This is a genomic window from Amycolatopsis sp. WAC 01376 (assembly GCF_003947415.1).
GTDB lineage: Bacteria > Actinomycetota > Actinomycetes > Mycobacteriales > Pseudonocardiaceae > Amycolatopsis.
Map to the genome: position 1 here is coordinate 438,169 of NZ_QHKL01000008.1, position 22,305 is coordinate 460,473.

Genomic DNA, 22,305 nt, shown 5'->3' on the forward strand with positions numbered 1-22,305 from the left:
TCATTGTTCTGGGGGCAGAACCATGGAAGTGGAACCACGCCGCGCGGGCGAGAACGACTCCGCCGGCTCCGACGGGGCCGAGATCACCCGGCTCTGCCGGACGCTGGTGCCGCTGGCGGCGGCGGGCAAATACGCCCAGGCCGCGTCGACCTATCGGTGGGTGACCAGGGCCTCGTCCGGGGCGCCGCTCCGCTACGGCGACCACGCCCTGCGGCTGGAGTTCTGCGCCCTCACCGGCAACGAGCACCTCGGTCTCGATCTTCTGTCGCTTTTGGACGGTGTCGGCGATCATTCGGACGCCGTCGGCAGGCTCGAATTCTTCGCCTCGGCGGCCTTGCTCACCCGCCGGTTGACAGAAACCGGATACGGCGAGATCCGGTTCGTTCTCAACGGCCCGTACGACGGCCTTTCGTTGAGCAGGCTGAACGTGCGAATGCGGGCGGCGGCGTTCGTCGAAGCGGAGGAACTCGACGGACGCGAGCACACGGGGTACTTCACCGCGCACGCCGAAGCGAAGATGGCCGCGAAACCGGTCGCGGAATTCGTCCCGCTCCTGCCTTCCGCGCTCCCCCGGGTCCCGATCCTGCCCCCGCCGGGCCTGTCCGCGGAGGAACTCGTCGTCCGGGCGGAAATCCACAACCACCGGTGCGAACCGGAAGAGGCGCGAGCCTGTCTCGCCGCGATCGAGGACGTCCCGGACGAGCTCGTGCCGCGGCTGACCGAACTGCGCGCGATCTTCTTCCAGGGCGACGACACCGAGGAAAGACTGCGCGAGGCGGCCGCCGGATTCCGGCGACAGGGCGACGAGAACCGGTTCCTGCTCAACCAATGCTGGCTCGGCCTGTGGCTTGTCTTCGACGATCAGGCCGAGACCGGGGTCGCGCTGACGACGGTGGCCGCGGCGCGGTTGCGCGCGGGATCGGACGATCACGCCGCCTGCTGGGGCGAACACTGGCTGGCGCACGTCCTTTCCGGACAGGGCCGCACCGCCGAGGCGTACGAGGCCTTGCGACGGGGAGCCGAGCGGGCTCGGGAAACGGGCGATCCCTTGCTCCACGGCACCCTTCTGTGCCTTGAAGCGTCACTGAGGAATGGTGACGGCGAGGATCCGGTGACCACACTGGAACTCGCGCGGGCGGCGACGGACGCCTTCATCGTCGGGAACGTCGGAGAAAAGGCCGTCGAAGCCGTCGAACAGACCCGGATCGCTTATGAGCGAACAGGATCGCTCGACGAGCTCGACGTCTTCGTGGAGCACCTGCTCGCGACACTGCCCGTCGGCGGCCCGGAACGGTTGCGCGGACATCTCCGCCACCTCCGTGCGCTGTCCCTGATCGGCACCGGCCGGTTCGCCGAAGCCGTCGACGACGCGTACGCGGCCCTCGGTGCCGCCGCGTCGAAAGGCAAGGACACCGCGGAACACTGGTACGTCCTCGTCAGCGCACTGCACGGCGCCGGGCGCTTCGACGAGGTGCTCGACGTCGCACCCCGCGCCATCTCGCTGCTCGCCGGATCACCGGACTGGGACCACCGCTGCCGGTGGATGTACGCCGACACCTACCGCGCGCTCGGCGAATCTTCCCGCGCCTTCAACGAATACGCCGTCCTCGCCGAAATCCTCGAGGCCTCGGGCGACACCGGGCACTCCTACATCTCGGTGAGCATGGCCGCCGCCGAACAACTCGACCTGCTCGGCTACGGCGCGAACGCCGCCGACTTCTACGCACGGGCGGCCGACGCGGCGGTGGCGATCGGCGGCGGCTACGTGGCCGCCACCTGCCGAAACGCGGCGACGCTTTCCCGGCTGCGGTCCGGCGACCTCGACGCGGCGCTGACCGCGCTCGACGTCGCGGAAAACGCCGTCCACGCCGTGAAAACCGAGACCGCACCGGCCAGGGACCATCTCATCGCGCAACTCGACCACGTCGCCGCCCACGTGCTCAGCGCCGCGGGCCGGATCCGGGAAGCCGCCCGCCGCGCGCTGCGCGCCGCCGAAACGTTCCACCGGATAGGCGAAGCGGAGTCCGCCCGCGACGTCGACCTCTTGCTCGAACAGATACTCCTCGGCGAACAAAAGTGACCCGTGCCTGATTCGCAATTAGTCCTCTGAATGCGGCTCTGCGCAGGGCTGGTCCGTGAAGGCGACCAGGGCGCCGGTACCGAGAGGGTCGGGTGGGTCGTGAGTCGCGTTTCGGGTTCTATTGAGGGTAAGTCGAACGTGTCGTGGCGCGGGGCCGGTGTCCGCTTCTGCGTAGGCGTTCTCCTGGTAGTGAGGGCCTCCTTGCCTACTCTGACGGTAGTGAAGGAGGCTTTCGCCACCCGTCAGCTGTGATCTCTGGGGACAGTGGGGCTGCTGTGACCTCGGCGCCGGTCGTGAAGTACATGAAGGCCCCCTTCCTTGCGCTAGACGCAAGGAAGGGGGCCTTCATGTACTTCGGCAAGGCGTGACTCGCGTGCCTGGATTCTGCACTCGGGTGTGCGGAGTCTGAACGCGCGAGTACGGTGCCACGTCACCCAGCCCGCCGTCTCGCCCCAGACACGACACGTTGCCTTACCCATCAATAACCCGAAACGCCACTCACGACCCACCCGACCACCGCAATTAGTCCTCTGAATGCGGCTTGCGGGTCGCCCCGCCCCGGAGAAAGATCCCCGGCATGTCCGGAGGAACCAGCGGTACCCGCGGCCTGCCCCTCGGCTCGATCGTGCTGTGGGTCGTGCGCGTCGCGCTCGCGGCCGAGTTCCTCTACAGCGGCTACCTGCTGTTCGCGGGCGGCCACACCGAACAGACCTTCGCCGAGATCGGGCTCGGGCAGTGGCTCCGGTACGTCACCGGCGTGCTGGAGGTCGGCGGCGCGATCGGCCTGCTCATCCCCCGCTTCGGCGGGCCGGCGGCGTTGCTGCTGGCGGGCGTCATGCTGGGCGCGAGCGTCACGGAGCTGTTCATCCTCACCAACGGCGGCCCGGTCCTCCCGCTGATCCTGCTGATCGTCTCCGCGACGCTGGCGTGGTTCCTGCAAGATCAGACCCGCGCGCTGCTCGGCATCGAGCCGCCCGCCGAGGACGAGGACGACCGCTAGCCCTTCTCGGCGAACGCGCGTCCGTCTTCCTCCGAACGTCGCAACCACCTCCCGCCGAATGCACCGATCACCGGGACGGTCAACGAAAAACCGCATGTCAGCGCGCCTCGCGAGCACTTGACGGCAGCGCCGAAATCCGGTCATCAGCGTGATCACGCACTCACTCAAGGTGAAAGATTGCGGCTCGTTTACAACGAACCGGCCACCTGCTTGACAGTCGGAGTGGTACGTACCACGCTGCCCGCATTGGTCTACACCATTTTGTGGGAGCCCGGCATCGTGGTCGGGCATCGAAAGGACGGCACGAGTGAAGCGCTGGCTCAAGATGACTGCGGGCGCCGCGGCCATCACCCTCGCGACGGCGGGCTGCGCCGGTTCCGGCAGTGGCGACAGCACGAATTCGAGCGCTCCGGCCTCGAACGGCACGCTCACGGTCTGGCTCATGACCGGGACCGCCCCCGAATCTCTGACGAACTCGCTCCACAAGGAATTCGAAGACGCGCACCCCGGCGTCAAGATCAAGTACGAGATCCAGCAGTGGAACGGCATCCAGCAGAAACTGACCACCTCGCTGGCCAGTGACAACCCGCCGGACGTGATCGAACTGGGCAACACCCAGACGCCCGCGTTCGCCAACCAGAACGTGCTCGCCGACCTGAGCTCGAGTGTCGCCGACTTCAACGGCGGCCAGTGGCTCCAGGGCCTCAAGGCTTCGGGCGAGTACGACGGCAAGACCTACGGCGTCCCGTTCTACGCGGCCAACCGTGAGGTCATCTACCGCAAGGACATGTTCGAGCAGGCCGGTGTCACCGCGACGCCGAAGACGCGCGCGGAGTGGCTCGACGCGGTCACCAAGCTCAAGGCCAAGTTCGGCAGCGACCCCGAGTTCCAGGCCGTCTACCACCCCGGCCAGAACTGGTACGAGCTGCTGTCCTACATCTGGGACGAGGGCGGCGACATCGCCCAGGCCAACGGGAAGTCCTTCAAGTCCACCCTGGACACCCCGCAGGCCAAGGCCGGGCTCGAGTTCTACAAGCAGCTCACCGACGCTTCGGGCACCAAGGCGCCGAAGGACGCCGACGAGGCCACCCCGCAGCAGGCCGGTATCTACGGCGCGGGCAAGGTCGCGATGATGATCGGTGTCCCGGGCGAGGTCGACACCGCGGCCAAGACCGACCCGTCGATCAAGGAGAAGTCGGGCGCGTTCCCGATCCCGGGCAAGGCCGCCGGCAAGTCGGCCCCGGTCTTCCTCGGCGGTTCGAACCTGGTCATCCCGGCCAACAGCAAGAACGCGGCCGCGGCCAAGGACTACATCAAGCTGTTCTCCACCCCGAAGTACCAGACCGAGCTGGCCAAGGCCGGTTACGTCCCCGGTACCTCGACCGACGTGTCCGCGCTCGACGCGAACCCGCTCACCAAGGTCATGGCCGAGGCGTCCAAGAACGGCCGCGCCGTGCCGACCAGTCCCAAGTGGGGTGACGTCGAATCGGGCCAGAACCCCATCAAGGACATGCTGACCGCATACCTGACCGGAACGAAATCGCTCGACCAGGCGACCGCCGACGCCAACGCAGCGCTCGACAAGCTCATCGGCGGATGACCACTACCAAAGATGTGACGACGCCGGCGGGGTCCTCCCCGCCGGCTTCGCCGCGCATCAAGCCGCCGAAGTCCAATCGGCGCCTCCGTCTCGGCGAACGGACGGCGCCGTATCTGCTGATCCTCCCCGCGCTGGTCGCGATCCTGGTCCTGCTGGGCTGGCCGACCCTGCAGCTGATCGGGATCAGTTTCCGCAAGCTCGACCTCCGTGAGCTGGTCTCCGGAGAGATGGTCTGGGTCGGGTTCGAGAACTTCTCCGAGATCCTTTCCGACCCCGAATTCTGGGAGATCACCGTCCGCACGCTGGTGTTCACCGCCGCGGTCGTGATCACCACCCTGCTGCTCGCGCTGTTCATGGCGCTGCTGATGCGGCATCTCAACCCGGTCGTCCGGGTGGTCCTGCAGGTCGCGCTGATCCTCGCGTGGGCGACCCCGGTGCTCGCGACGACCACGGTCTTCCAGTGGATCTTCGATCAGCAGTACGGGATCCTGAACAAGACGCTCGCGAAACTCGGCTTCGACGGGTTCATCGGGCATTCCTGGTTCTCCACCGGGCCGAGCACGCTGACCGTCATCGGTCTGCTGGTCGTCTGGCAGGCCGTGCCGTTCGTGGCGTTCACCCTGTACGCCGGGCTTCTCGGCGTCCCGAAGGAGCAGTACGAGGCCGCGGGCATCGACGGCGCGAACGCCTGGCAGGCGTTCTGGGCGGTCAGCTGGCCCGCGATCCGGCCGATCCTGACCATGGTCACGTTCCTGTCGGTCCTGTGGGACTTCAAGCTGTTCGCCCAGGTGTGGGCGATCCGCCAGGGCGGGCCGGACGGCGCCAGCACGACACTGCCGGTCTACATGTACCTCAAGGGCCTCGCGGGCAACCACTTCGGCCTGGCGGCGACCGCCGCGCTGCTGATGATGCTCGTGCTGATCCTGCTCACCGCCCGGTACGTCCAGCTGCTGGTGCGCACGAAGGAGGCCGACCTGTCATGAAGAAGTCCCTGATCCAGCGGATCGGCCTCGGCACGTTCGGGGTGATCGTGGCCCTCCTGTTCGTCTTCCCGACGTACTGGATGGTCACGTCGTCGCTGAAGACGCCGGGCGAGGTCCTGTCACCGAACTACGACCTCATCCCGCTCTCGGTGACGTTCGAAAACTTCATCACGGCGCTGACGAAACCCGGGTTCACCACCTATCTCGCCAACAGCCTGATCGTCACGATCGGCGCGGTGCTGTGCTCGCTCGTCGCGGGCGTACTGGCCGCGGTCACCTTGTCCCGTATGCGCTTCCGCGGGCGCAAGGGTTTCCTGATGCTGGTGCTGGTCGCGCAGCTCGCACCGTTCGAGGCGCTGCTGATCCCGATGTACCTGCTGATGCGGGACGCCGGGTTGCTCAACCAGCTGCCTTCGCTGCTGCTGGTGTACTTCGCGGCGACGCTGCCCTTCACGTGCTGGATGCTTTACGGCTTCGTCAACGGCATCCCGTACGACCTGGAAGAAGCCGCGATGATCGACGGTTGCAGCCGGGCGGGCGCGTTCCGCCGGGTGACGCTGCCGCTGCTCGCGCCGGGACTGGTGACCACGTCGGTGTTCAGCTTCATCACCGCGTGGAACGAGTTCCTGTTCGCGTTCGTGTTCATGCGCGACCAGAGCAAGCAGACGCTGCCGGTGTGGCTTTCGTCGTTCCGGACGGCGTTTTCCGTGGACTGGGGCGGCATCATGGCGGCGTCGGTGATCTACGCCGTGCCCGCGCTGGTGTTCTTCATCCTCGTCCAGCGCAAGCTCGTGTCCAACCTGACCGCAGGCGCAGTGAAGGGATAAGCGTTGTCTTCACCGGAAAAGTTGGCCGGATCCGTTCTCGTGTCGGGCTTCGACGGCACGACCGCACCGGATTGGCTGCGGCGCAAGGTGGCCGAAGGCCTCGGTGGCGCGATCCTGTTCGGCCGCAACGTGGTCGACGACGAGCAGGTGGCCGCGCTCAGCGAGCAGCTGCGGGCGGAACGGCCCGACGTGCTCATCGGCATCGACGAGGAGGGCGGTGACGTCACCCGGCTCGACGTCGCCACCGGCTCGTTCGTCCCGGGACCGCTCGCACTCGGCGCCGCGGACGACGTCGAGCTGACGGCGTCGGTCGCCGCGGCGCTCGGCGAGCGGCTGGCCGCCTGCGGGGTCACGATCAACTTCGCCCCGTGCGCGGATCTGACCCTGGCGGCGGAGGATCCCTCGATCGGGGTCCGGGCGTTCGGTTCGGATCCGGTGAAGGCGTCGCCGCATGTCGCGGCGTACATCACCGGTCTGCAGAAGTACGGCGTCGCCGCGTCGGCCAAGCATTTCCCCGGGCACGGGGCGGCCACCGACGATTCGCATCACGCGTTGCCGGTGCTTCCCCGGACCGAGGCGGAACTGCACGCGATCGAGCTCGTCCCGTTCAAGGCCGCGATCGCGGCAGGCGTGCGCTCGGTGATGACCGGGCACCTCGTCGTGCCCGCGTGGGGTGAACTGCCCGCGACGCTCAACCCGAAGGCGCTCACCGACGTCCTGCGCGGCGAACTCGGCTTCACCGGCGCGGTGATCACCGACGCGCTCGACATGGGTGCCGTCGCGGGCGAACTCGGCAAGACCGAGGGCGTCGGCCGGGCGGCGGTGCGGGCGCTGATCGCCGGCGCCGACGCGCTCTGCCTGGGTGGCGTGTCGTTCGAAGAGGACGAGCTGAACCGGATCGCGGCGGTCATCGCGGCCGCGGTCGAAGCCGGCGAGCTGCCGCTGGAGCGGCTGGCCGAGGCTTCGGAACGGGTCGCCGCGCTCGGCGCTCCCCCGGTGTCGACGCCGATCTCGCCGGTCGACCACCGGCTCGGCCTGGAGGCGGCGCGCAAGGCGCTGCGGATCCAGGGTTCGCCGAAGCTGGCCGGACCGCCGCTGGTGATCGACATCGAGACCGAGCCGATCATCGCGGCGGGCCCGATGCCGTGGGGGCTCGGCTCGCATCTGACCGAACTCGTGCCCGGCACGCGCGCGCTCAAGGTCACCGCGGATGAGATCGCGACCGCGATCGACGCCGTCCACGGTGCCCGCGACCTCGTGATCGTGACGCGCGAGGCGCACCGGCACCCCGAGGTGCGCGAGTTCCTCGACTGGCTCCGGGAGGCAGGCGTGGACTACATCCGGGTCGAGACCGGCGTGCCGGGGCCGGACACCGGCGACGGGCCGCGGATCGACACGTTCAGCGGGTCCTACGTCAGCCTCCGCGCCGCCGCGGAGTACCTGGCCTGACCTGACCCTGTCGCATTTCGTCCTCTGAATGCGGTACTTGCGTATGCATGTACCGCATTCAGAGGACTAATTGCGTTATTCGGTTGCGGTGCGGGAACCGGGGTGTTGTAGTCGCTGAAGATCGGTACCCGGCCCAGGAGATGATCGACTTGGTTTCACGGCTCGGAGTCAGGATCCCGCGCGAACTGCCCGCCGCCCGGCTGAAGAGTCTGGCCCAGCGAGCGGAGCAGGAGGGCCTGGACGAGGTCTGGATCGTCGAGGACTGCTTCTACGCGGGCGGGATCGCCACGGCGTCGGCGGTGCTGGCGTCGACCGAGAAGATCACCCTCGGCATCGGCATCATGCCCGCGGTGGCCAGGAATCCGGCCATCGCGGCGATGGAGATCGCGGCACTGGCGGAGCTGTACCCGGGACGCCTCATCGTCGGGTTCGGGCACGGCGTGCCGAGCTGGATGCGGCAGATCAACGCGTGGCCGAAGTCGGCGCTGGCCGCGTTCGAGGAGACGCTGACGGTCATCCGGCGGTTGCTGGCGGGTGAGCGGGTCTCCTTCGAGGGCAAGCACGTCCGGCTGGACGAAGTCGAGCTGGAGTTCCCGCCCGCGATACCGCCGAAGCTCATCGCCGGCGTCCGCGGCCCGAAGTCCCTCGCCGCCGCGGGGCGGGTGGCCGACGGGACGCTCCTCGCCGAACCGGCGACGCCGGAGTACGTGCGCGCGACCCGGGACGTCATCGGCGTCGAGGGTCATTCGATCGCCGCCTACAACTGGCTGTCCCTCGACGCCGATCCCGAGCGGGCGCGTGAGCGCGCCCGGGCCGACGTCGCTTCCGCGATCGGGCCGAACTCGGGCCCGGCGCTGGAGCCGCTCGACTTCGGCGCCGAGATCCTCGCCGAGGTCAAGGCCGCCACCGACCGGGCAGACCTGGCGCGACGGCTGCGGCCGGAGTGGATCGACAGGCTGAGCATCAGCGGCACGCTCGACCGGTGCGCCGAGCAGATCCGCGCGCTGTACGCGGCCGGGACCGAATCCGTCATCCTGCTCCCCTTGCTCGGCGAGCCGGAGGAGGAGTCCTTCGCCGCCGCGGGCCGGATCGCGTCGGCCCTGCGCGGCTGACCCCACCGCATTTATTGCGAGGAAAGGCGAACGTGGCGTGTTCCCAGGCGAGGTCAGTGGTGGGGCGAAGGCTCCCTTCGCTGCGTCTGATGCGGTGAAGGACGCCTTCGGACCTGGTTCGACGGCGGCAGCGACTCGCGAGTGAGCCCGCGACACTCCTTGACTATCCACAAAGGACGCTTTTCAGAGCGCGGATGCCCGGTTTAGGGTATTTGCGTGATTTCGCGTGGGGGTCGTGAGTGGTAATGAGCGTTAGAACGCTCGTTACCACTCACGACCCCCCACTCAAGACGCGGCCGGCTCCCGTGGTCAGTCCAGAGCTACGCCACGTTCGCCTTACCCCTCAATAGTCCTCTGAATGCGTCCTGGGGTGGACTTCGAGGGCCTTGACGACGGCGACCATGTCCGCGTCGCCGAATCCGAGCCGCGCGGTCTCGGCGTAGAGGGCGCGGGACGCCTCGATCAGCGGCAACGTGAGTCCCGCTTCCCTTGCCGCCGCCGCGATCAGCTCGACATTGGCCAGGACGTTCGCGATCGAGGCCTGCGGCGCGAAGTCCTCCTCGACCAGTTTGGGCGCCTTGACCCGCAGGATCGGACTGGCCAGCTGCCCGGCGCCGAGGACACCGGCGAGCACGCCGAGGTCGAGCCCGTGCGTCCGCGCGAAGTGCACGGTCTCAGCCAGGCTGGTCACGACCGCGGTCAGGTGCACGTTGACCGCCAGCTTCATCAGGAGCCCGTTGGGGACCGGCCCGCACTCCACGGTTTCCCGGCACAACGGCCCGAACAGCTCCCGGATCTCCTCGATCGCCTTCGGGTCACCGGCGAGCATGGCGACCAGTTCACCCGCCTCCGCCGGAACCCGCGAGCCGGAAACCGGCGCCTCCACGTACTTCGCCCCGTCCGCGAGGAGCTCCGACTCGATCGCGCGGGAATGCTCCGGCGCCGTCGTTCCCATGTGGACGATCGTGCGGCCCGCCAGCGCGGGCCCTCCGCGCTCGAGCACCGCGTCGACGGCGGCCGCGTCCTTCAGCATCAGAAACACGACTTCGCACCGCTCGAAGAGTGCTGCCGCGTCGTCGACGGCTTCGGCGCCCGCGGCCACCTGCTCCGCCGCCCGGCCAGGCGTGCGATTCCACACGAGCAACGGGATTCCGGCCCGCGCCAGGTTCACCGCCATCGGCCCACCCATACTGCCCAGCCCGGCGAAACCGACTCTGGAGATGCCCATGGGACCTACTTTGCCCGATGGCGGGCGGCGCCGGGGGCTCAGCCGGTGAATTCGTCGACGCCGAGGGCGAAGTCCCAGTGGCCGACCCCGTTGCGGGCGAGGCCCATCGTGACCACACCCATTCCTTCCAGCCAGTGCGCCATCTTCAGGCCGCCAACGTCCAGCGGGCGCAGCCCGAGGCTCTCGATGAAGGCCGCCACGCCCGTCTTGGCCCGCGCGTCGTCGCCGGCGATGAAGACGTTCGGCCTGCCCTTCTCCAGGACATTGCGGAAGACGGTGTTGAACGCCTTCACCACGCTCGCGCCCGCCGGGGCCACCTTGGCGGCTTCCTGCGCGATCGAGGTCTCCTCGCGGTGGGCCAGTCCGTCGGCCGTGGCGTTGAAGGGGTTGCTGATGTCGACGATGACCTTGCCCGCGAGGGCGTCTCCGTACTCGGCGACGACCGGAACGACACCGTCGGCCAACAGGGCCGTGACAACGATGTCCCCGGCCGGGACGGCGCCCCACTCGCCCGCCGCCGCGCCGCCGCCCAGTGCCTTGGCCAGGTCATCGGCCTTGGCCCGATCCCGTCCCATGACCTCGACGGTGTTGCCGCCCGCGACCGCGAGCGTGCCGATGGTCCGGGCCATGTTCCCCGTACCGATGAGGGTGATGCTGCTCATGAGGTGTGCTCTCTTCTGTTCTCGAGTGGTTCAGACGGCGGTGGTGCCGGCGTCGGCGACCAGTTCCAGGCCGTTGACGTAGCTGGAGTCGTCGGAGGCGAGGAACAGGGCGACGGTGGCGATTTCTTCGGGACGGCCCATCTTTCCGCGGGGAATGAGGGATTCGAACGCGTCCTTGGTCGCCTCGTCGAACAGTTCTTCCTGTTTGGCGGTGGCGACCTGGCCGGGGGTCAGGACGTTCACCCGGATCTTGCGGTCGCGCAGTTCGTTGAGCCAAACGCGGGCCCATGCCTGCTGGACGGCTTTGCTTCCCGCGTAGAGGCTCCAGCCGGGGAAGGCGCCGAGGGAGGCGTTGGATCCGGTCATGAGGATCGAGCCGTTGTCGTTGATCAGCGGCAGTGCCTTCTGCACGGTGAACAGGGTGCCGCGCGCGTTGAGCGAGAAGGCACGGTGGAACTGTTCCTCGGTGATCTCCCCGAGAACGGCGGGTTCACCCATCCCGGCGCTGGCCCACAACACGTCGATCGAGCCCTTTTCCCGTCTGACGGTGTCGTACAAGCGGTCCAGGTCGCCCAGATCGGCCGCGTCACCCTGAACGGCGGTGACGTTGCGGCCGATCAGCTTGACGGCGTCGTCCAGTGCTTCCTGCCGCCGGGCCTGGATGAAGACGTGCGCTCCTTCGTCTACGAACAGTTTGGCGCCTGCCAACGCCATGCCGGTGGATCCGCCGGTGATCACCGCTACCTTGCCATCGAGCTTTCCCACGATCACTCCTTTGAATTAATGGGTAAATGCCGTCAGACGGCGGAGAAGTAATGGCCGTTGTCCAAATCGGCGAGCAGGCCGGGCTGTGTGGGTTCCCACCCGAGAATCCGGCGGGTGGTGAGACTGGACGCAGGATAGTTCTGGGTGACTATGTTCGCGAGGAATCCGAAATATCCCGGCACCATCAGTACATCCGCGGGAATACTCACGGCAGGCAGGCCCAGACGGCGGCCGATGGCCTCGGCGATCTCGCGGAGCGGGATGCCGCCGTCCGCGATCGCGTGCCAATATTCGCCGGCCTGCCCCTTCTCCAGTGCCAGGCGGAACAGGGAGGCGGCATCGCGGATGTGCACGGCGTTCCACAGGTTCGCGCCGTCTCCGGGGTAGCCGACGAAACCCTTCTCCTTCGCGAGCGCGATCAACTGCACGAGGAAACCGGCGCGGTCGGTCGTGCTGTGCGCGATATTGGCGATCCGTACGATCGAAGACCGCACTCCCCGCTCGGCGAGGCCGATCACGGCGGCTTCCACGACGTTGCGAACCCGCAGCGTGCCCTGGTACTCGTCGCCGCCGGGAAGCGCCGGGTCCTCCTCGGTGACCGGACGGCCAAGGTCCCCAGGCGAGCCGATGCTCCCCGCCGCGACCAGAGGCTTTCCGGTTCCCGCGAGTGCCTCCCCGTACGCGAGCATGATCGGGAGTTCAGCGGCGGCCACGGCGTCGATCCCGCCGGACGGAAGCAGGTCCTGCCGGTGCGCGACGTGGATGACACCGTCGGCATCCGCGGCCGCCTCCTTGAGCCCGTCGAGATCCTCGATGTCGCCGCGACGCACCTTCGCGCCGAGCGCGGACACCGCCGCCGCGGCGGTGTCCGACCGGGCCAGGCCGGTGACCTCGTGCCCGGCGGCGATGAGCTCGGGAATGATGTACGAACCGGAATGACCGGTCCCGCCAGTGACGAAAACGCGCATCGGTGTGCCTGCTTTCTGAAGCCGGAAAAGGACGCGATGGACGGCACTGAATTCCTGCTTCGAATTCGTTTTCCGGCCCCATCCGTTACTTATTCAGGTTGCCATTGACCCGACTGGGTGTCCAAGACCGTTTTCGGTCGTGGTGATACCCTGAAGGCATCACCAGACCGGGAGGCGCCATGGATCTGGATCTGCGCAAACTGCGCTACTTCCTCGCCGTCGCCGACCGGTTGCACTTCGGCCGCGCCGCCGAGGAACTGCATATCGCGCAACCGGCGCTCAGCCGCCAGATCCGCGCGCTGGAACAGGATCTCGGCGCCCCGCTGTTCACCAGGGATCGCCACGGCGTGGCGCTGACCGACGCGGGCAGGCAACTGCTGGCCGACGCCGGTCCCCTGCTGGCCTCCGCGCAAGCGGTCCGCCGCCGGGTGACCGTGGCGGCCCGCGGCGGCCTGCGGCTCGCGGTCGGCTTCCGGACCGGCATCCCGGTCATCCCGGCGGCAAGGGCGTTCGAGGCCCGGCATCCGGACGTGGTCTTGGACGTACAGCGGATCGAATGGGACGACCAGGCCCCGATGCTGCTCGACGGCCGCATCGACGTCGGCTTCGTGCGGCTGCCCATCGACGAGACCGGACTGCGCGTGACCCCGCTGTACACCGAGCCGCTCATGGTGGTGCTGCCCGCCGACCACCGGTTGGCAGGCAAGGAAGAGGTCACCGAGGCGGACCTGGCCGGTGAGCCGCTGGTCTGGCATGCCGGCCCGGGCACCCAGCCCACCAGGCGCCCGCACCCCGACTCCGGGCTCCGGGCTCGCGGCGTGGAGGAGAAGCTCGAGCACGTCGCGGCCGGCCGGGGCATCTCGTTCGTGGGGCGTTCGGAGACGGCGTTCTACTCACGACCCGACATCAGCTACGTGCCCATCCCGGAACTCGCGCCAGAACAGGTGTGCCTCGCGATGGCGGCCTCACGCACCTCGCCGCTGGCCGACGACTTCTTCGCCGCGGCGCAAGCGACGGCCGAGATCACGGCGGAATGCGGGAACTACGCCTTGGGCGCGGAGTCGTGAGTGGCGCCAGGCCCCGGGTCCGTGAAGGCCCCCTTCCCTCGGCTCAGCCGAGGAAACTCGACCTTCACCCCTTCCCCAGTACATGAAGGACGGGCAAGGCCACTCACGACCAATCGCACCGGCCGGGCTCAGAAGGGGTGCTCCATCCACACGTTCGCCTCCACGTAGACCCCGCAGTCCCGCTCGACGTTCGCGTGCACCGGCGCGATCCCGCCGGGGATCACGTTGTCGCCGTCGGCGAGTTTGACGCCGGTCCACTCGTGCCAGTCCGCGATCGAACCCGAAATGGTCACCGCGAACGGGCACACCTTGATCATCCGCGCGCCGAGCCGTTCGTGGGTGCGCAGCCAGCGGTCGGCGAACAGCCCGTCCTCGCGGCGCCGGACGGCGTACTCCTCCATCGGGACGTCCGGTTCGTCCTCCTTGCCGATCGGGCGCACGGACACGATCAGCCGTTTCAGTCCCGTCTCGGCCGCGCGCGCCTTGAGTGCCTTCAGCATCGGCGTGGACAGGCCGGTCCCGCGCATTCGGGGCGCCACAACGACTTCGAGTGCGCACAGGGTGTCCGGCGCGCGGCCGTCCATGAGGTCCTGCGCGGCCCACTGGATCGCCTCGTCCCAGCCGTGCGCCGGTAGTTCGCGGCGGTCTTCGGCGGGATAGGTCAGCGGGACGGACAGCGCCCGCGCGATCGGTTCGCCGTCGTCGTCCAGCGCGATCAGGAAGTACCGGGCCCAGTGGCGCAGAAACCGTTCCGGCGTGATCATCTTGCCGCTGAATCCGGCGTAGATGAACTCACCGCCGACGTCGCCGAGGTTCAGCGCGGGATCGAGGAGATCGGGACGGGACGCAAGATCGACGATTCGCATGCCGCCAAGTCAAGCGAGCCGATCATCGGCCCGATAGCTGCTTCCGGGCGATGATCAAGCCAGCTGACGCGGCGTGGCCTGCAACCGGGACAGGACGTCGGTGAGCCTGCCCGCCGCGACGTCCCATTCCTCGAGGACGCTGCTCCGCGCGAGCGCCGACGTCCGCAGCGAATGGCGCAGTTCGGCGTCGAGCGACCAGCGCAGCAACGCCGTCGCGAGCGCCGACGGGTTGTTCGGCGGCACCAGCATGCCGGGGACCCCGCCGCCGGGCGCCGTGCCGAGCGCGTCGTGCGCGCCCGCGGTTTCGGTGGCCACCACGGGGATCCCGCGTGCCAGTGCCTCGGCGACGACCAGTCCGGAGGTACCGCCGCGAGCGGGCAGCACGAGCAGATCGGCGCCGTCGTAGACCAGGTCGAGGTCGTCCGGCGGCCGGATGAGGCTGATCCGGGAGCCGAGCCCGAGCCGCTCGACCGTCCAGCGCAGTTCGTCGACGTAGGCGGGATCGAGGTGCGTCGCCCCGGCGAACACGCATTTGAACGCCAGCTCGTCGATGGTCGAGAGCGCCCGGATGAGCACGTCCTGGCCGTGGCGCGCGGTCATGGGCGCGAGACACAGCAGCCGGGAGACGCCGTCCGCGCCCGCCGCGAGCGGGGCCGCGTCGGTTCCGGGTGTCGCGACGTAGACGCGGGTCGGGTCGAGGTCGTGCCGGTCGATCAGCTGCCGCGCGAGCCACGGCCCGGTGGCGACGATCATGCCCGCCAGCCGCAGGGTTTCCCGTTCGCACGCGTCGAGTTCGGCGGCCTGCGCCGGGTCGAGCGCGGGGTCGTCGGCGAGCGGCCGGTGGACCAGGACGGCCAGCCGCAGCCGCCGGGCGTGCGGGACCACGATCTCCGGGACCCCGCAGGCGACCGTGCCGTCGATCAGGACGACGGTGTCGTCGGGCAACGCGGCGAGCGAACGGGCCAATCTCGACCTGGACAGCGGTCCCGGCATCGGCCATTCGCCGGCGATCGGCAGTTCCAGCAGCGGGAGGCCGGTGGCCGGGAGGTTCTGGCACATGCGGCGGTCGTACTCGCCGCCGGCCTCCTCGACGTCCCCCGGCAGGACGAACACCACCGGCTCCGTGCCACGAACGGTTGAGGTGTACACGGTTTACCTCCAGATGCGGGCGCCTTATCAGGAGACACGGCCGCGGCGCCCGATCGGTTCATAATTCGCGGCGCGAAGTTTTCACCCGTTCACCTTCGCGATCGCGGCCACGAGGTCGTCACGCAGTCCGGCGCCGACCGCGATGGTGGCCGCCGACCGCACCGTGTGATCACCGCCGTCCGCGTCGACCACCACTCCCCCGGCCTCGCGTACCAGCAGGACACCCGCCATCGTGTCCCACGGTTTGTTGGCGAGGATGACGCTCGCGTCGAGTTTGCCGTGCGCGACCCAGGCGAGGTCGATCGCCGCGGAGCCGAGGAACCGGACGCGCTGCACGCGCCCGCCGAGTTCGGCCAGCAAAGCCATCCGGACGCGGTTCTTGACCTCCGCGCCCTCGCCGACCGCGAAGTCGCCGATCGACACGATCGCGTCGGACAGCTCCGTCGCCTTCGAGGCCGTGAGACGTTCTACGCCCGCGTACGCGCCCTGGCCTTCGGCAGCGGTGTAGGTGACATCGAGGAACGGCAGGGAGATCGCCGCGACAGTGCTCTTCAACCCGTCGACGAGGCCGAGCGAAACACCGCACAGCGGGATCCCGCGCGCGAAGTTCGCCGTGCCGTCGACGGGATCGAGCGCCCACCACAGGTTCTCGTCACCTTGGTGCCCGCGCTCCTCGCCGAGGATGCCGATCTCCGGCGTCTCCCGCGTCAGGAAGTCACGGACGGCGTCCTCGACGGCAAGGTCGACGTCGGTCACCATATCGCGATCACCTTTGGCGGCAACGGAAAACGACGTCATCGAGCGGATGATGCCGGTCGCCTTGGCGACGGCTTCGGCGGCGACGGACAACAATGCGGCGTGGTCGGTCATATGGGTACCGTAGCCGGAATGGACCTGTTCCCGACCGCCACGACGGCCGACGAAAGCGCGCGAGGCGCCGACATCGCGGTGCTGCCGATCGGCGCTTTCGAACAGCACGGCGCGCACCTCCCGCTGACCACCGACACGGTGATCGCGACGACGATCGCCGACGCCGTCGCGTCCGCGTACCCGGTGCTGCGGCTCCCGCCGATCACGATCGGCTGCTCGCACGAACACGCGGACTGGCCGGGCACGGTCAGCGTTTCGGCCGCGACGCTGTACGCCGTGGTGAACGACGTCGCCGCCTCGCTGCGGCGATCCGGGGTGCCGAAACTGGTGCTGGTGAACGCGCACGGCGGCAACTACGTCCTGTCCAACGTGGTCCAGGAGTCGACGTCGCCGATGGCGCTCTTCCCCGGTGCCGAGGGCTGGCAGGCGGCGCACGACGCGGCCGGGCTGGAGACGTCGCTGGACAGCGACATGCACGCCGGCGAGCTGGAAACCTCCCTTCTGCTGCACGCCCATCCGTCACTGGTCCGGCCCGGTTTCGCGGAGGCGGACCACCTCGCCGACGACAGGCGGCACCTGCTCACGGTGGGGCTGCGGCCGTATTCGGAGTCCGGCGTGGTGGGGCAGCCTTCGCTGGCGACGGCGGAGAAGGGACGGCTGGTGCTGGAGTCATTGGTGGAGAGCTTCGGGGAGACCCTGGCAGCGCTCGCTTGACCCACCCTCACGTGCTATGAAAGGTCCTTTCCTAGCAAATTTTGCTAGGAAAGGACCTTTCATAGCGCTCCCGCCGCCGGAATCCCTCAGGAGCCCACCGACTCGATCGCGTCCAGATGCGGCAGGAAATGGTGCATCCGTTCCTGTTTCGTCCGCAGGTAGCGCAGGTTCTCGTCGTTCGGCGTGACCAGCAACGGCACCCGCTCGCTGATCACGACCCCGTGCAGCTCCAGCTGGTCGACCTTCGCCGGGTTGTTGGACAGCAGCCGCACCGATCTCACCCCGAGATCGGTCAGGATCTCCGCCGCCGCACGGTAGTCGCGCGCGTCCACGGGCAGCCCGAGCGCGATGTTCGCCTCGACGGTGTCGAGCCCGTCTTCCTGCAACCGCATCGCTTTCAGCTTCGCGAGCAGGCCGATTCCGCGTCCTTCGTGGCCTTGGGCGTACACGAGGACTCCGGCGCCCTCCTCGACGATCGCGCGCAACGCGGCGGCCAGCTGGTCGCCGCATTCGCAGTGCATCGAGCTGAACACGTCTCCGGTGAGGCATTCCGAATGGACCCGCGCCAGCGTGCCGGAGGCCGCGACGTCGCCGTGCACCAGCGCCATCTGCTCGGTTCCGTCGGCGTCCAGGTAACCGTATGCGCGGAAAACGCCGTAACGGGTGGGCAGTCGGGTCTCCACGACCCTCTCGACGGTCATCGCGTTTCTCCTGTCTGTTCGGTGACTCATGACCGAGCGCGCGAGCAGAACGCCCGCACCGGGAAGGCTGGAGACGAGCGCGAGCACGCCGTAGACCACGGCCACGGTGACGCCCTGCGCCGAACCGAGGCCCGCCGCGCCGAACAGCAGCGCGCAAACGCCTTCGCGCGGGCCCCAGCCGCCGATGTTCAGCGGCAGCCCCATCGCGAGCAGGGCGAGGATCAGCAGCGGCAGCAGATCACCGATCGGGGCGGTGATCCCGGCCGCGCGCGCGGCGACGACGAACAGGGCGAGATGCCCGGCAAGGGTGGCGAGCGAAAGCAGGCTCACGCCGGGCCAGGTCTCCTTGGTCAGGAGGCCCAGCCGGACGTCGGCGAGGGTGACGGCGAATCCGCGGCGCCATTTCGATCCACTGTGGATCCACCGCTTTCCCGCCGTCATCCCGGTGGCGACGGCCGCGAGGGCGAGCGCGACGACCGCGATCCCGGCGACCGTGACGGCCCCGTTCATCGGCGGCGGCACCACGGAAGGCGTGCCGAGTACGACGGCGACCGAAGCGCCGATCACCGCGATCTGCCCGGCCGTCCGCTCCAGCACCACCGCGCGGACGCCGCGCGGGACGTCGCCGGACTCGCGGCCGTGCTGCACGGCGCGATTGACGTCGCCGAGCACTCCCGCCGGCAGGACCCCGTTGAGGAACAACGCTCGGTAGTACTCGCCGACGGCGCTCGGCAGCGACAACCGGAGACTGAGCCGTCGCGCGACGAGGCACCACCGCCACGCGCTGAAAACCGTGGTGGCGAAACCGATCCCGAGCGCGGCGGCGACACCGCCGGCGTCGACCTCACGCAGCCCGTCCAGGAACGCGCCCGTGCCCAGCTGCCAGACGAGCACGCCGAGGATGCCGAGCGCGCCGAGGATCCGAAGCCAGGGCCAGAACCGTTTCACGACGGCACCATCAGGAGATCTTCGTGCTGGATCATCGCGTTCAGCTCACCGGCCGCGCATTGCGCGAGCCGCCACCGCAGGTACGTGTCACCGTCCGCCGCCAGCTCCGGCCGCTGCTCGCAGGCGGCGCCGACCCAGCCGGTGAGCCATTCCGCGGTCAGCGCGGCCTGATCCGCCCCGAGCCGCCACGGGCTCGGCGCGCGCCGCACGGTGGCACCGAGCCGTTCGAACACCCCGAAGGCGACGTCCACCGCGTCCGGGCCGAGCAGCCACCGGCCGTCGGTCACCCGGCGCTGGTGCGCGTTGAAGGCGTCGGAGATCTCGATGTCGAACTTGTCCTTGGGTGACAGCACCACCCGGCCCGAAACGCTCAACGTGAACAGGACCGCGCAGCCCGCCTCGACGCACGCCTCCGCCAACCGGGACATCTCCTCGGCGGTGAGCAGATCGAGCAGTGCCGACGCCGCCACGAGCGAGGTCCCGGCGAGGTCCTCCGCGCGTAACTCGGTGATGTCACGCTGTTCGGTGACGACGGTGACTTCGCTTCCGTCCAGCGCGTGCTCCGGACGGCTGGTGCGGGCCAGCGCGTGGGTGAGCAGTTCGGGGTCGCGGTCGTGCAGGATCCAGCGCTGGCGACCGGGCAGGCGCCTGGCCAGCCAGCGGCCGAGCGAACCGGTGCCGCAGCCGAGATCCCGGATGACGACTTCGTCCTGTTCGCGCAAGAACGCCCGGACCGGCTCGATCAACTCGGTCGCGCGGGCCGAGGCGTCCGCGTCTTCACGCAGCCGAAGCCAGCTGGGGGCGTACTTGGTCATGCCGCCGTCCTTTCGTTCAGCAGCACGGCGGCGACACCGCGGGCCGTCTCGTCCCAGCCGGGCAGCGTCTCGCGTCGAAGGCGGGCGGAGGCGCGAAGACGGTCACGCAGATCGGGCTCGGTGAGCCAGCGGCGGAGGGCCGTGGCCAGCGCGTTGACGTCCTCGCCGGGGACGAGAATCCCGGGCACACTGCCGTCGGGCGACCGGCCGAGCGTGTCCGGCAGGGCGTCGACGGCGGTCGCCAGCACGGGAATGCCGTGTGCGAGCGCCTCGGTGACGACCATGCCGTAGGTCTCCGCGCGCGAAGGAAGCACGAGAAGGTCTGCGGCCGCGTACGTCGCTTCGAGCGCTTCGCCGGACCGCGGGCCGGTCAGGGTGAACCGATCGCCGAGGGAGTGTCGCCGCAGGCGTTCGACGTAGCGGGTCTCGCGGCGGATGGCGCCGACGCATTCACAGTTCCACGGGAGATCCTTGAGCGACTTCAACGCGTCCGCGAGCAGGCCTTGGCCCTTGCGAGGCGTCACGTTGGCGACGCAGACCAGCTGCGTCCCGTCCAGGCTCCCGGACGCGACGTCGGCCCTGTCGACCCCGGGCGGCACCGCGTGCACCCGGTGCGGAGCGAGGTCGTGGTGCTCGATCAGCCGTCGCGCCGCCCACTCGCTGGTCGCGACCACGGCCTCGACCGCGCCGAGCGTCTCGGCCTCCAGCCGGTCCAGTTCGGCGGCGAGTGAAGGCGAAAGTCCCGTCTCGTCGGCCAGCGGCAGATGCACCAGCACCGCGATCGACAGCCGTTGCGCCGACGGCACGATCACCTCGGGCACCCCGCAGGCGACCAGCCCGTCGAGCAGGACCGCCGAACCGTCCGGCAGTTCGGCGAGCTTGCGCGCCAGTACCTTGCGCGCCTCGATGTCGGGCCGCGGCCAGTTCCCGGGCACGGCGATCTCGTGGACCTCCACGCCCGCCGCGACGAGGCCGTCGCACAGGCGGCGGTCGTAGACGTTGCCGCCGCTGGGCGCGCTCACGTCGTCGATGTCGTTGGGCAGGACGACGTGAAGGCCACTCACAGCGCACGCTCGTAACTCGCCCACGCGACGTGGGATTCGTGCAATGAGACGACGATCCCCTCGAGCCCGCGGGCGCCCTCGCCGAGCGCGCCCGCGTGGACGCGCTCGGCGAGCCGGTCGGCGACGACCTTGGCGAGGAACTCGGTCGAGGTGTTGATCCCGGCGAATTCGGGCACGTCGTCGAGGTTGCGGTAGTTCAGGGCGGCGAGCACCGCTTTGAGCTCTTCGGTCGCCTTGCCGATGTCGACGACGATGTTGTCGGCGTCCAGCTCCGACCGGCGGAACGTCGCGTCCACCACGAAGGTGGCCCCGTGCAGTTTCTGCGCGGGTCCGAAGACCTCGCCGCGGAAGCTGTGGGCCACCATGACGTGGTCGCGGACGGTGATACTGAACAACGGACCTCCTCCGGTCGTGCCCTTAACGCGTGTCCTCCATCTGATAGGTGACACGGAGGCAGAGCGTTCCTGGTTCATTCGAGGCCAGACGCGGTAAGACGTCCGGTAGTTCATGGAACCGGCATTCCTCGCTGACCAGCACCTTAAAGACGGGGTCCGACAAAATCCGCAAAGCGAGGGCCAGGCGGTCGCCGTAGCTCCGGTTCAGGCGGCGGGACGGCGAGACCATGCCGACCTGGCTGCTGCGGATCGCCAGCCGTCGTGAATGGAAGTTCTCGCCGAGCGGGACGCTGATCCGGCGGTCGCCGTACCAGCTCAGTTCGATGACCTCGCCCTCCGGCGCGAGCAGTTCCAGCGACCGCGCGAGCCCCGCTTCGCTCGCGCTGGCGTGCACGACGAGGTCGCAGTCGCCCAGCGCGTCCTCCGGTGTCGAGAAGTCGACACCGAGCGCCTCGGCGATCTTCGCGCGCTCCGGGTCGATGTCGATCAGCTGCACCCTGGTCGCCGGGAAGCCGGCCAGGAGTTTCGCGACGCTGCTGCCGACCATTCCGGCGCCGACCACGGCGATCCGGTCGCCGAGTTTCGGCGCCGCGTCCCAGACCGCGTTGACCGCGGTCTCGATCGTGCCCGCGAGGATCGCGCGCTCCGGCGGCACCCCGCGCGGCACCGGCGTGACCGCGTCCGCCGGGACGACATAGCGCGTCTGGTGCGGGTACAGGCAGAAGACGACCTGACCGACGAGTTCCGCCGGACCTTGTTCGACCACGCCGACATTGAGGTACCCGTACTTCACGGGCCCCGGGAATTCGCCCTCCTGGAACGGCGCGCGCATGGCCGCGCGTTGACTCGGCGGGACCTCGCCGCGGAAGACGAGCGTCTCGGTGCCGCGGCTTACGCCGGTGCACAAGGTGCGGACCAGCACCTCGCCGTCGCCGACCGGAGGGAGCGTGACCGGCCTGAGCTCACCGCCACCGGAACCACTGAACCAGAAGGCGCGTTCCATCGTGTCCTCTCATGTCGGCCCCTTCGAGGGGGCCATCGT

Annotated in this window: 21 protein-coding genes; 9 read left to right on the top strand and 12 right to left on the bottom strand. The window is 69.0% G+C overall.

Translation table 11 applies throughout. From position 1 onward, the window contains the following. Positions 1-22: 22 nt before the first annotated feature. The 7 genes from DMH03_RS35190 to DMH03_RS35220 all read left to right on the top strand — a co-directional run bounded on the left by DMH03_RS35190 (position 23) and on the right by DMH03_RS35220 (position 9,051). On the top strand, positions 23-2,080 hold the full coding sequence (locus DMH03_RS35190) for a hypothetical protein (RefSeq protein WP_125796319.1): 2,058 nt from the start codon (positions 23-25) through the stop codon (positions 2,078-2,080). A 577-nt stretch (positions 2,081-2,657) separates the two neighbouring features. Then, a complete protein-coding gene (locus tag DMH03_RS35195; protein ID WP_125796320.1) occupies positions 2,658-3,080 on the top strand; it encodes a DoxX family protein in 423 nt (140 codons plus the stop codon). Positions 3,081-3,387: 307 nt separating this feature from the next. Beyond that, positions 3,388-4,680 (top strand): extracellular solute-binding protein, encoded by a 1,293-nt coding sequence (locus DMH03_RS35200; RefSeq protein WP_125796321.1) that lies wholly within the window; start codon positions 3,388-3,390, stop codon positions 4,678-4,680. After that, positions 4,677-5,663 carry a carbohydrate ABC transporter permease gene (locus tag DMH03_RS35205; RefSeq protein ID WP_125789286.1) on the top strand — a complete coding sequence of 329 codons (987 nt, stop codon included), beginning with the start codon at positions 4,677-4,679 and terminating at the stop codon, positions 5,661-5,663. The genes DMH03_RS35200 and DMH03_RS35205 overlap by 4 nt, the downstream gene beginning before the upstream one ends. Next, complete coding sequence (locus DMH03_RS35210; protein WP_125796322.1) at positions 5,660-6,490, top strand: carbohydrate ABC transporter permease; 831 nt, start codon at positions 5,660-5,662, stop codon at positions 6,488-6,490. The genes DMH03_RS35205 and DMH03_RS35210 overlap by 4 nt, the downstream gene beginning before the upstream one ends. Before the next feature lie 3 nt (positions 6,491-6,493). Beyond that, a complete protein-coding gene (locus tag DMH03_RS35215) occupies positions 6,494-7,939 on the top strand; it encodes a glycoside hydrolase family 3 protein (protein WP_125796323.1) in 1,446 nt (481 codons plus the stop codon). A gap of 140 nt (positions 7,940-8,079) precedes the next feature. After that, positions 8,080-9,051, top strand: a complete 972-nt coding sequence (locus DMH03_RS35220) for an LLM class flavin-dependent oxidoreductase (protein WP_370311015.1) — start codon at positions 8,080-8,082, stop codon at positions 9,049-9,051. 343 nt (positions 9,052-9,394) lie between these two features. Here DMH03_RS35220 and DMH03_RS35225 read toward each other — a convergent pair whose 3' ends face one another. The 4 genes from DMH03_RS35225 to DMH03_RS35240 are packed head-to-tail and all read right to left on the bottom strand — an operon-like array spanning position 9,395 to position 12,674. Beyond that, complete coding sequence (locus DMH03_RS35225) at positions 9,395-10,279, bottom strand: NAD(P)-dependent oxidoreductase (RefSeq protein WP_125796324.1); 885 nt, start codon at positions 10,277-10,279, stop codon at positions 9,395-9,397. 38 nt (positions 10,280-10,317) lie between these two features. Next, the gene (locus DMH03_RS35230; RefSeq protein ID WP_125796325.1) at positions 10,318-10,941 is read right to left on the bottom strand and encodes an NADPH-dependent F420 reductase; all 624 of its coding nucleotides are present in this window, start codon (positions 10,939-10,941) and stop codon (positions 10,318-10,320) included. A 30-nt stretch (positions 10,942-10,971) separates the two neighbouring features. Beyond that, positions 10,972-11,706 carry an SDR family NAD(P)-dependent oxidoreductase gene (locus tag DMH03_RS35235; RefSeq protein ID WP_125796326.1) on the bottom strand — a complete coding sequence of 245 codons (735 nt, stop codon included), beginning with the start codon at positions 11,704-11,706 and terminating at the stop codon, positions 10,972-10,974. A 32-nt stretch (positions 11,707-11,738) separates the two neighbouring features. Continuing rightward, positions 11,739-12,674, bottom strand: a complete 936-nt coding sequence (locus tag DMH03_RS35240) for an SDR family oxidoreductase (protein WP_125796327.1) — start codon at positions 12,672-12,674, stop codon at positions 11,739-11,741. Between the two features lie 179 nt (positions 12,675-12,853). On the opposite strand from DMH03_RS35240, the gene DMH03_RS35245 reads away from it, so the two are divergent. Next, the gene (locus DMH03_RS35245; RefSeq protein ID WP_125796328.1) at positions 12,854-13,741 is read left to right on the top strand and encodes a LysR family transcriptional regulator; all 888 of its coding nucleotides are present in this window, start codon (positions 12,854-12,856) and stop codon (positions 13,739-13,741) included. Between the two features lie 128 nt (positions 13,742-13,869). Here DMH03_RS35245 and DMH03_RS35250 read toward each other — a convergent pair whose 3' ends face one another. The 3 genes from DMH03_RS35250 to DMH03_RS35260 form a co-directional block, all read right to left on the bottom strand. Beyond that, positions 13,870-14,607 carry a GNAT family N-acetyltransferase gene (locus tag DMH03_RS35250; protein WP_125796329.1) on the bottom strand — a complete coding sequence of 246 codons (738 nt, stop codon included), beginning with the start codon at positions 14,605-14,607 and terminating at the stop codon, positions 13,870-13,872. 54 nt (positions 14,608-14,661) lie between these two features. After that, complete coding sequence (locus DMH03_RS35255; RefSeq protein ID WP_125796330.1) at positions 14,662-15,756, bottom strand: glycosyltransferase family 4 protein; 1,095 nt, start codon at positions 15,754-15,756, stop codon at positions 14,662-14,664. A gap of 81 nt (positions 15,757-15,837) precedes the next feature. Beyond that, positions 15,838-16,626, bottom strand: coding sequence for an inositol monophosphatase family protein (locus DMH03_RS35260; protein WP_125796331.1), 789 nt, complete (start codon positions 16,624-16,626; stop codon positions 15,838-15,840). Between the two features lie 18 nt (positions 16,627-16,644). Between DMH03_RS35260 and DMH03_RS35265 the strand changes: the two genes are divergently transcribed. Continuing rightward, positions 16,645-17,340 carry a creatininase family protein gene (locus tag DMH03_RS35265; protein ID WP_125796332.1) on the top strand — a complete coding sequence of 232 codons (696 nt, stop codon included), beginning with the start codon at positions 16,645-16,647 and terminating at the stop codon, positions 17,338-17,340. Between the two features lie 86 nt (positions 17,341-17,426). On the opposite strand, the gene ribA is transcribed toward DMH03_RS35265, so the two are convergent. From ribA to DMH03_RS35290, 5 genes are read right to left on the bottom strand one after another with little or no spacing between them, the layout of a single operon-like run. Next, on the bottom strand, positions 17,427-18,989 hold the full coding sequence (gene ribA, locus DMH03_RS35270) for a GTP cyclohydrolase II (protein ID WP_125796333.1): 1,563 nt from the start codon (positions 18,987-18,989) through the stop codon (positions 17,427-17,429). Next, the gene (locus DMH03_RS35275) at positions 18,986-19,804 is read right to left on the bottom strand and encodes a class I SAM-dependent methyltransferase (protein WP_125796334.1); all 819 of its coding nucleotides are present in this window, start codon (positions 19,802-19,804) and stop codon (positions 18,986-18,988) included. Before DMH03_RS35275 ends, ribA begins: the two co-directional genes overlap by 4 nt. Continuing rightward, positions 19,801-20,868: a glycosyltransferase family 4 protein gene (locus DMH03_RS35280; protein ID WP_125796335.1), complete on the bottom strand. Its 1,068-nt coding sequence runs from the start codon at positions 20,866-20,868 to the stop codon at positions 19,801-19,803. The genes DMH03_RS35275 and DMH03_RS35280 overlap by 4 nt, the downstream gene beginning before the upstream one ends. Then, on the bottom strand, positions 20,865-21,263 hold the full coding sequence (locus tag DMH03_RS35285) for a 6-carboxytetrahydropterin synthase (RefSeq protein ID WP_125796336.1): 399 nt from the start codon (positions 21,261-21,263) through the stop codon (positions 20,865-20,867). The genes DMH03_RS35280 and DMH03_RS35285 overlap by 4 nt, the downstream gene beginning before the upstream one ends. A 22-nt stretch (positions 21,264-21,285) precedes the next feature. Next, on the bottom strand, positions 21,286-22,266 hold the full coding sequence (locus tag DMH03_RS35290; RefSeq protein ID WP_125796337.1) for a dehydrogenase: 981 nt from the start codon (positions 22,264-22,266) through the stop codon (positions 21,286-21,288). Between the last annotated feature and the right edge of the window lie 39 nt (positions 22,267-22,305).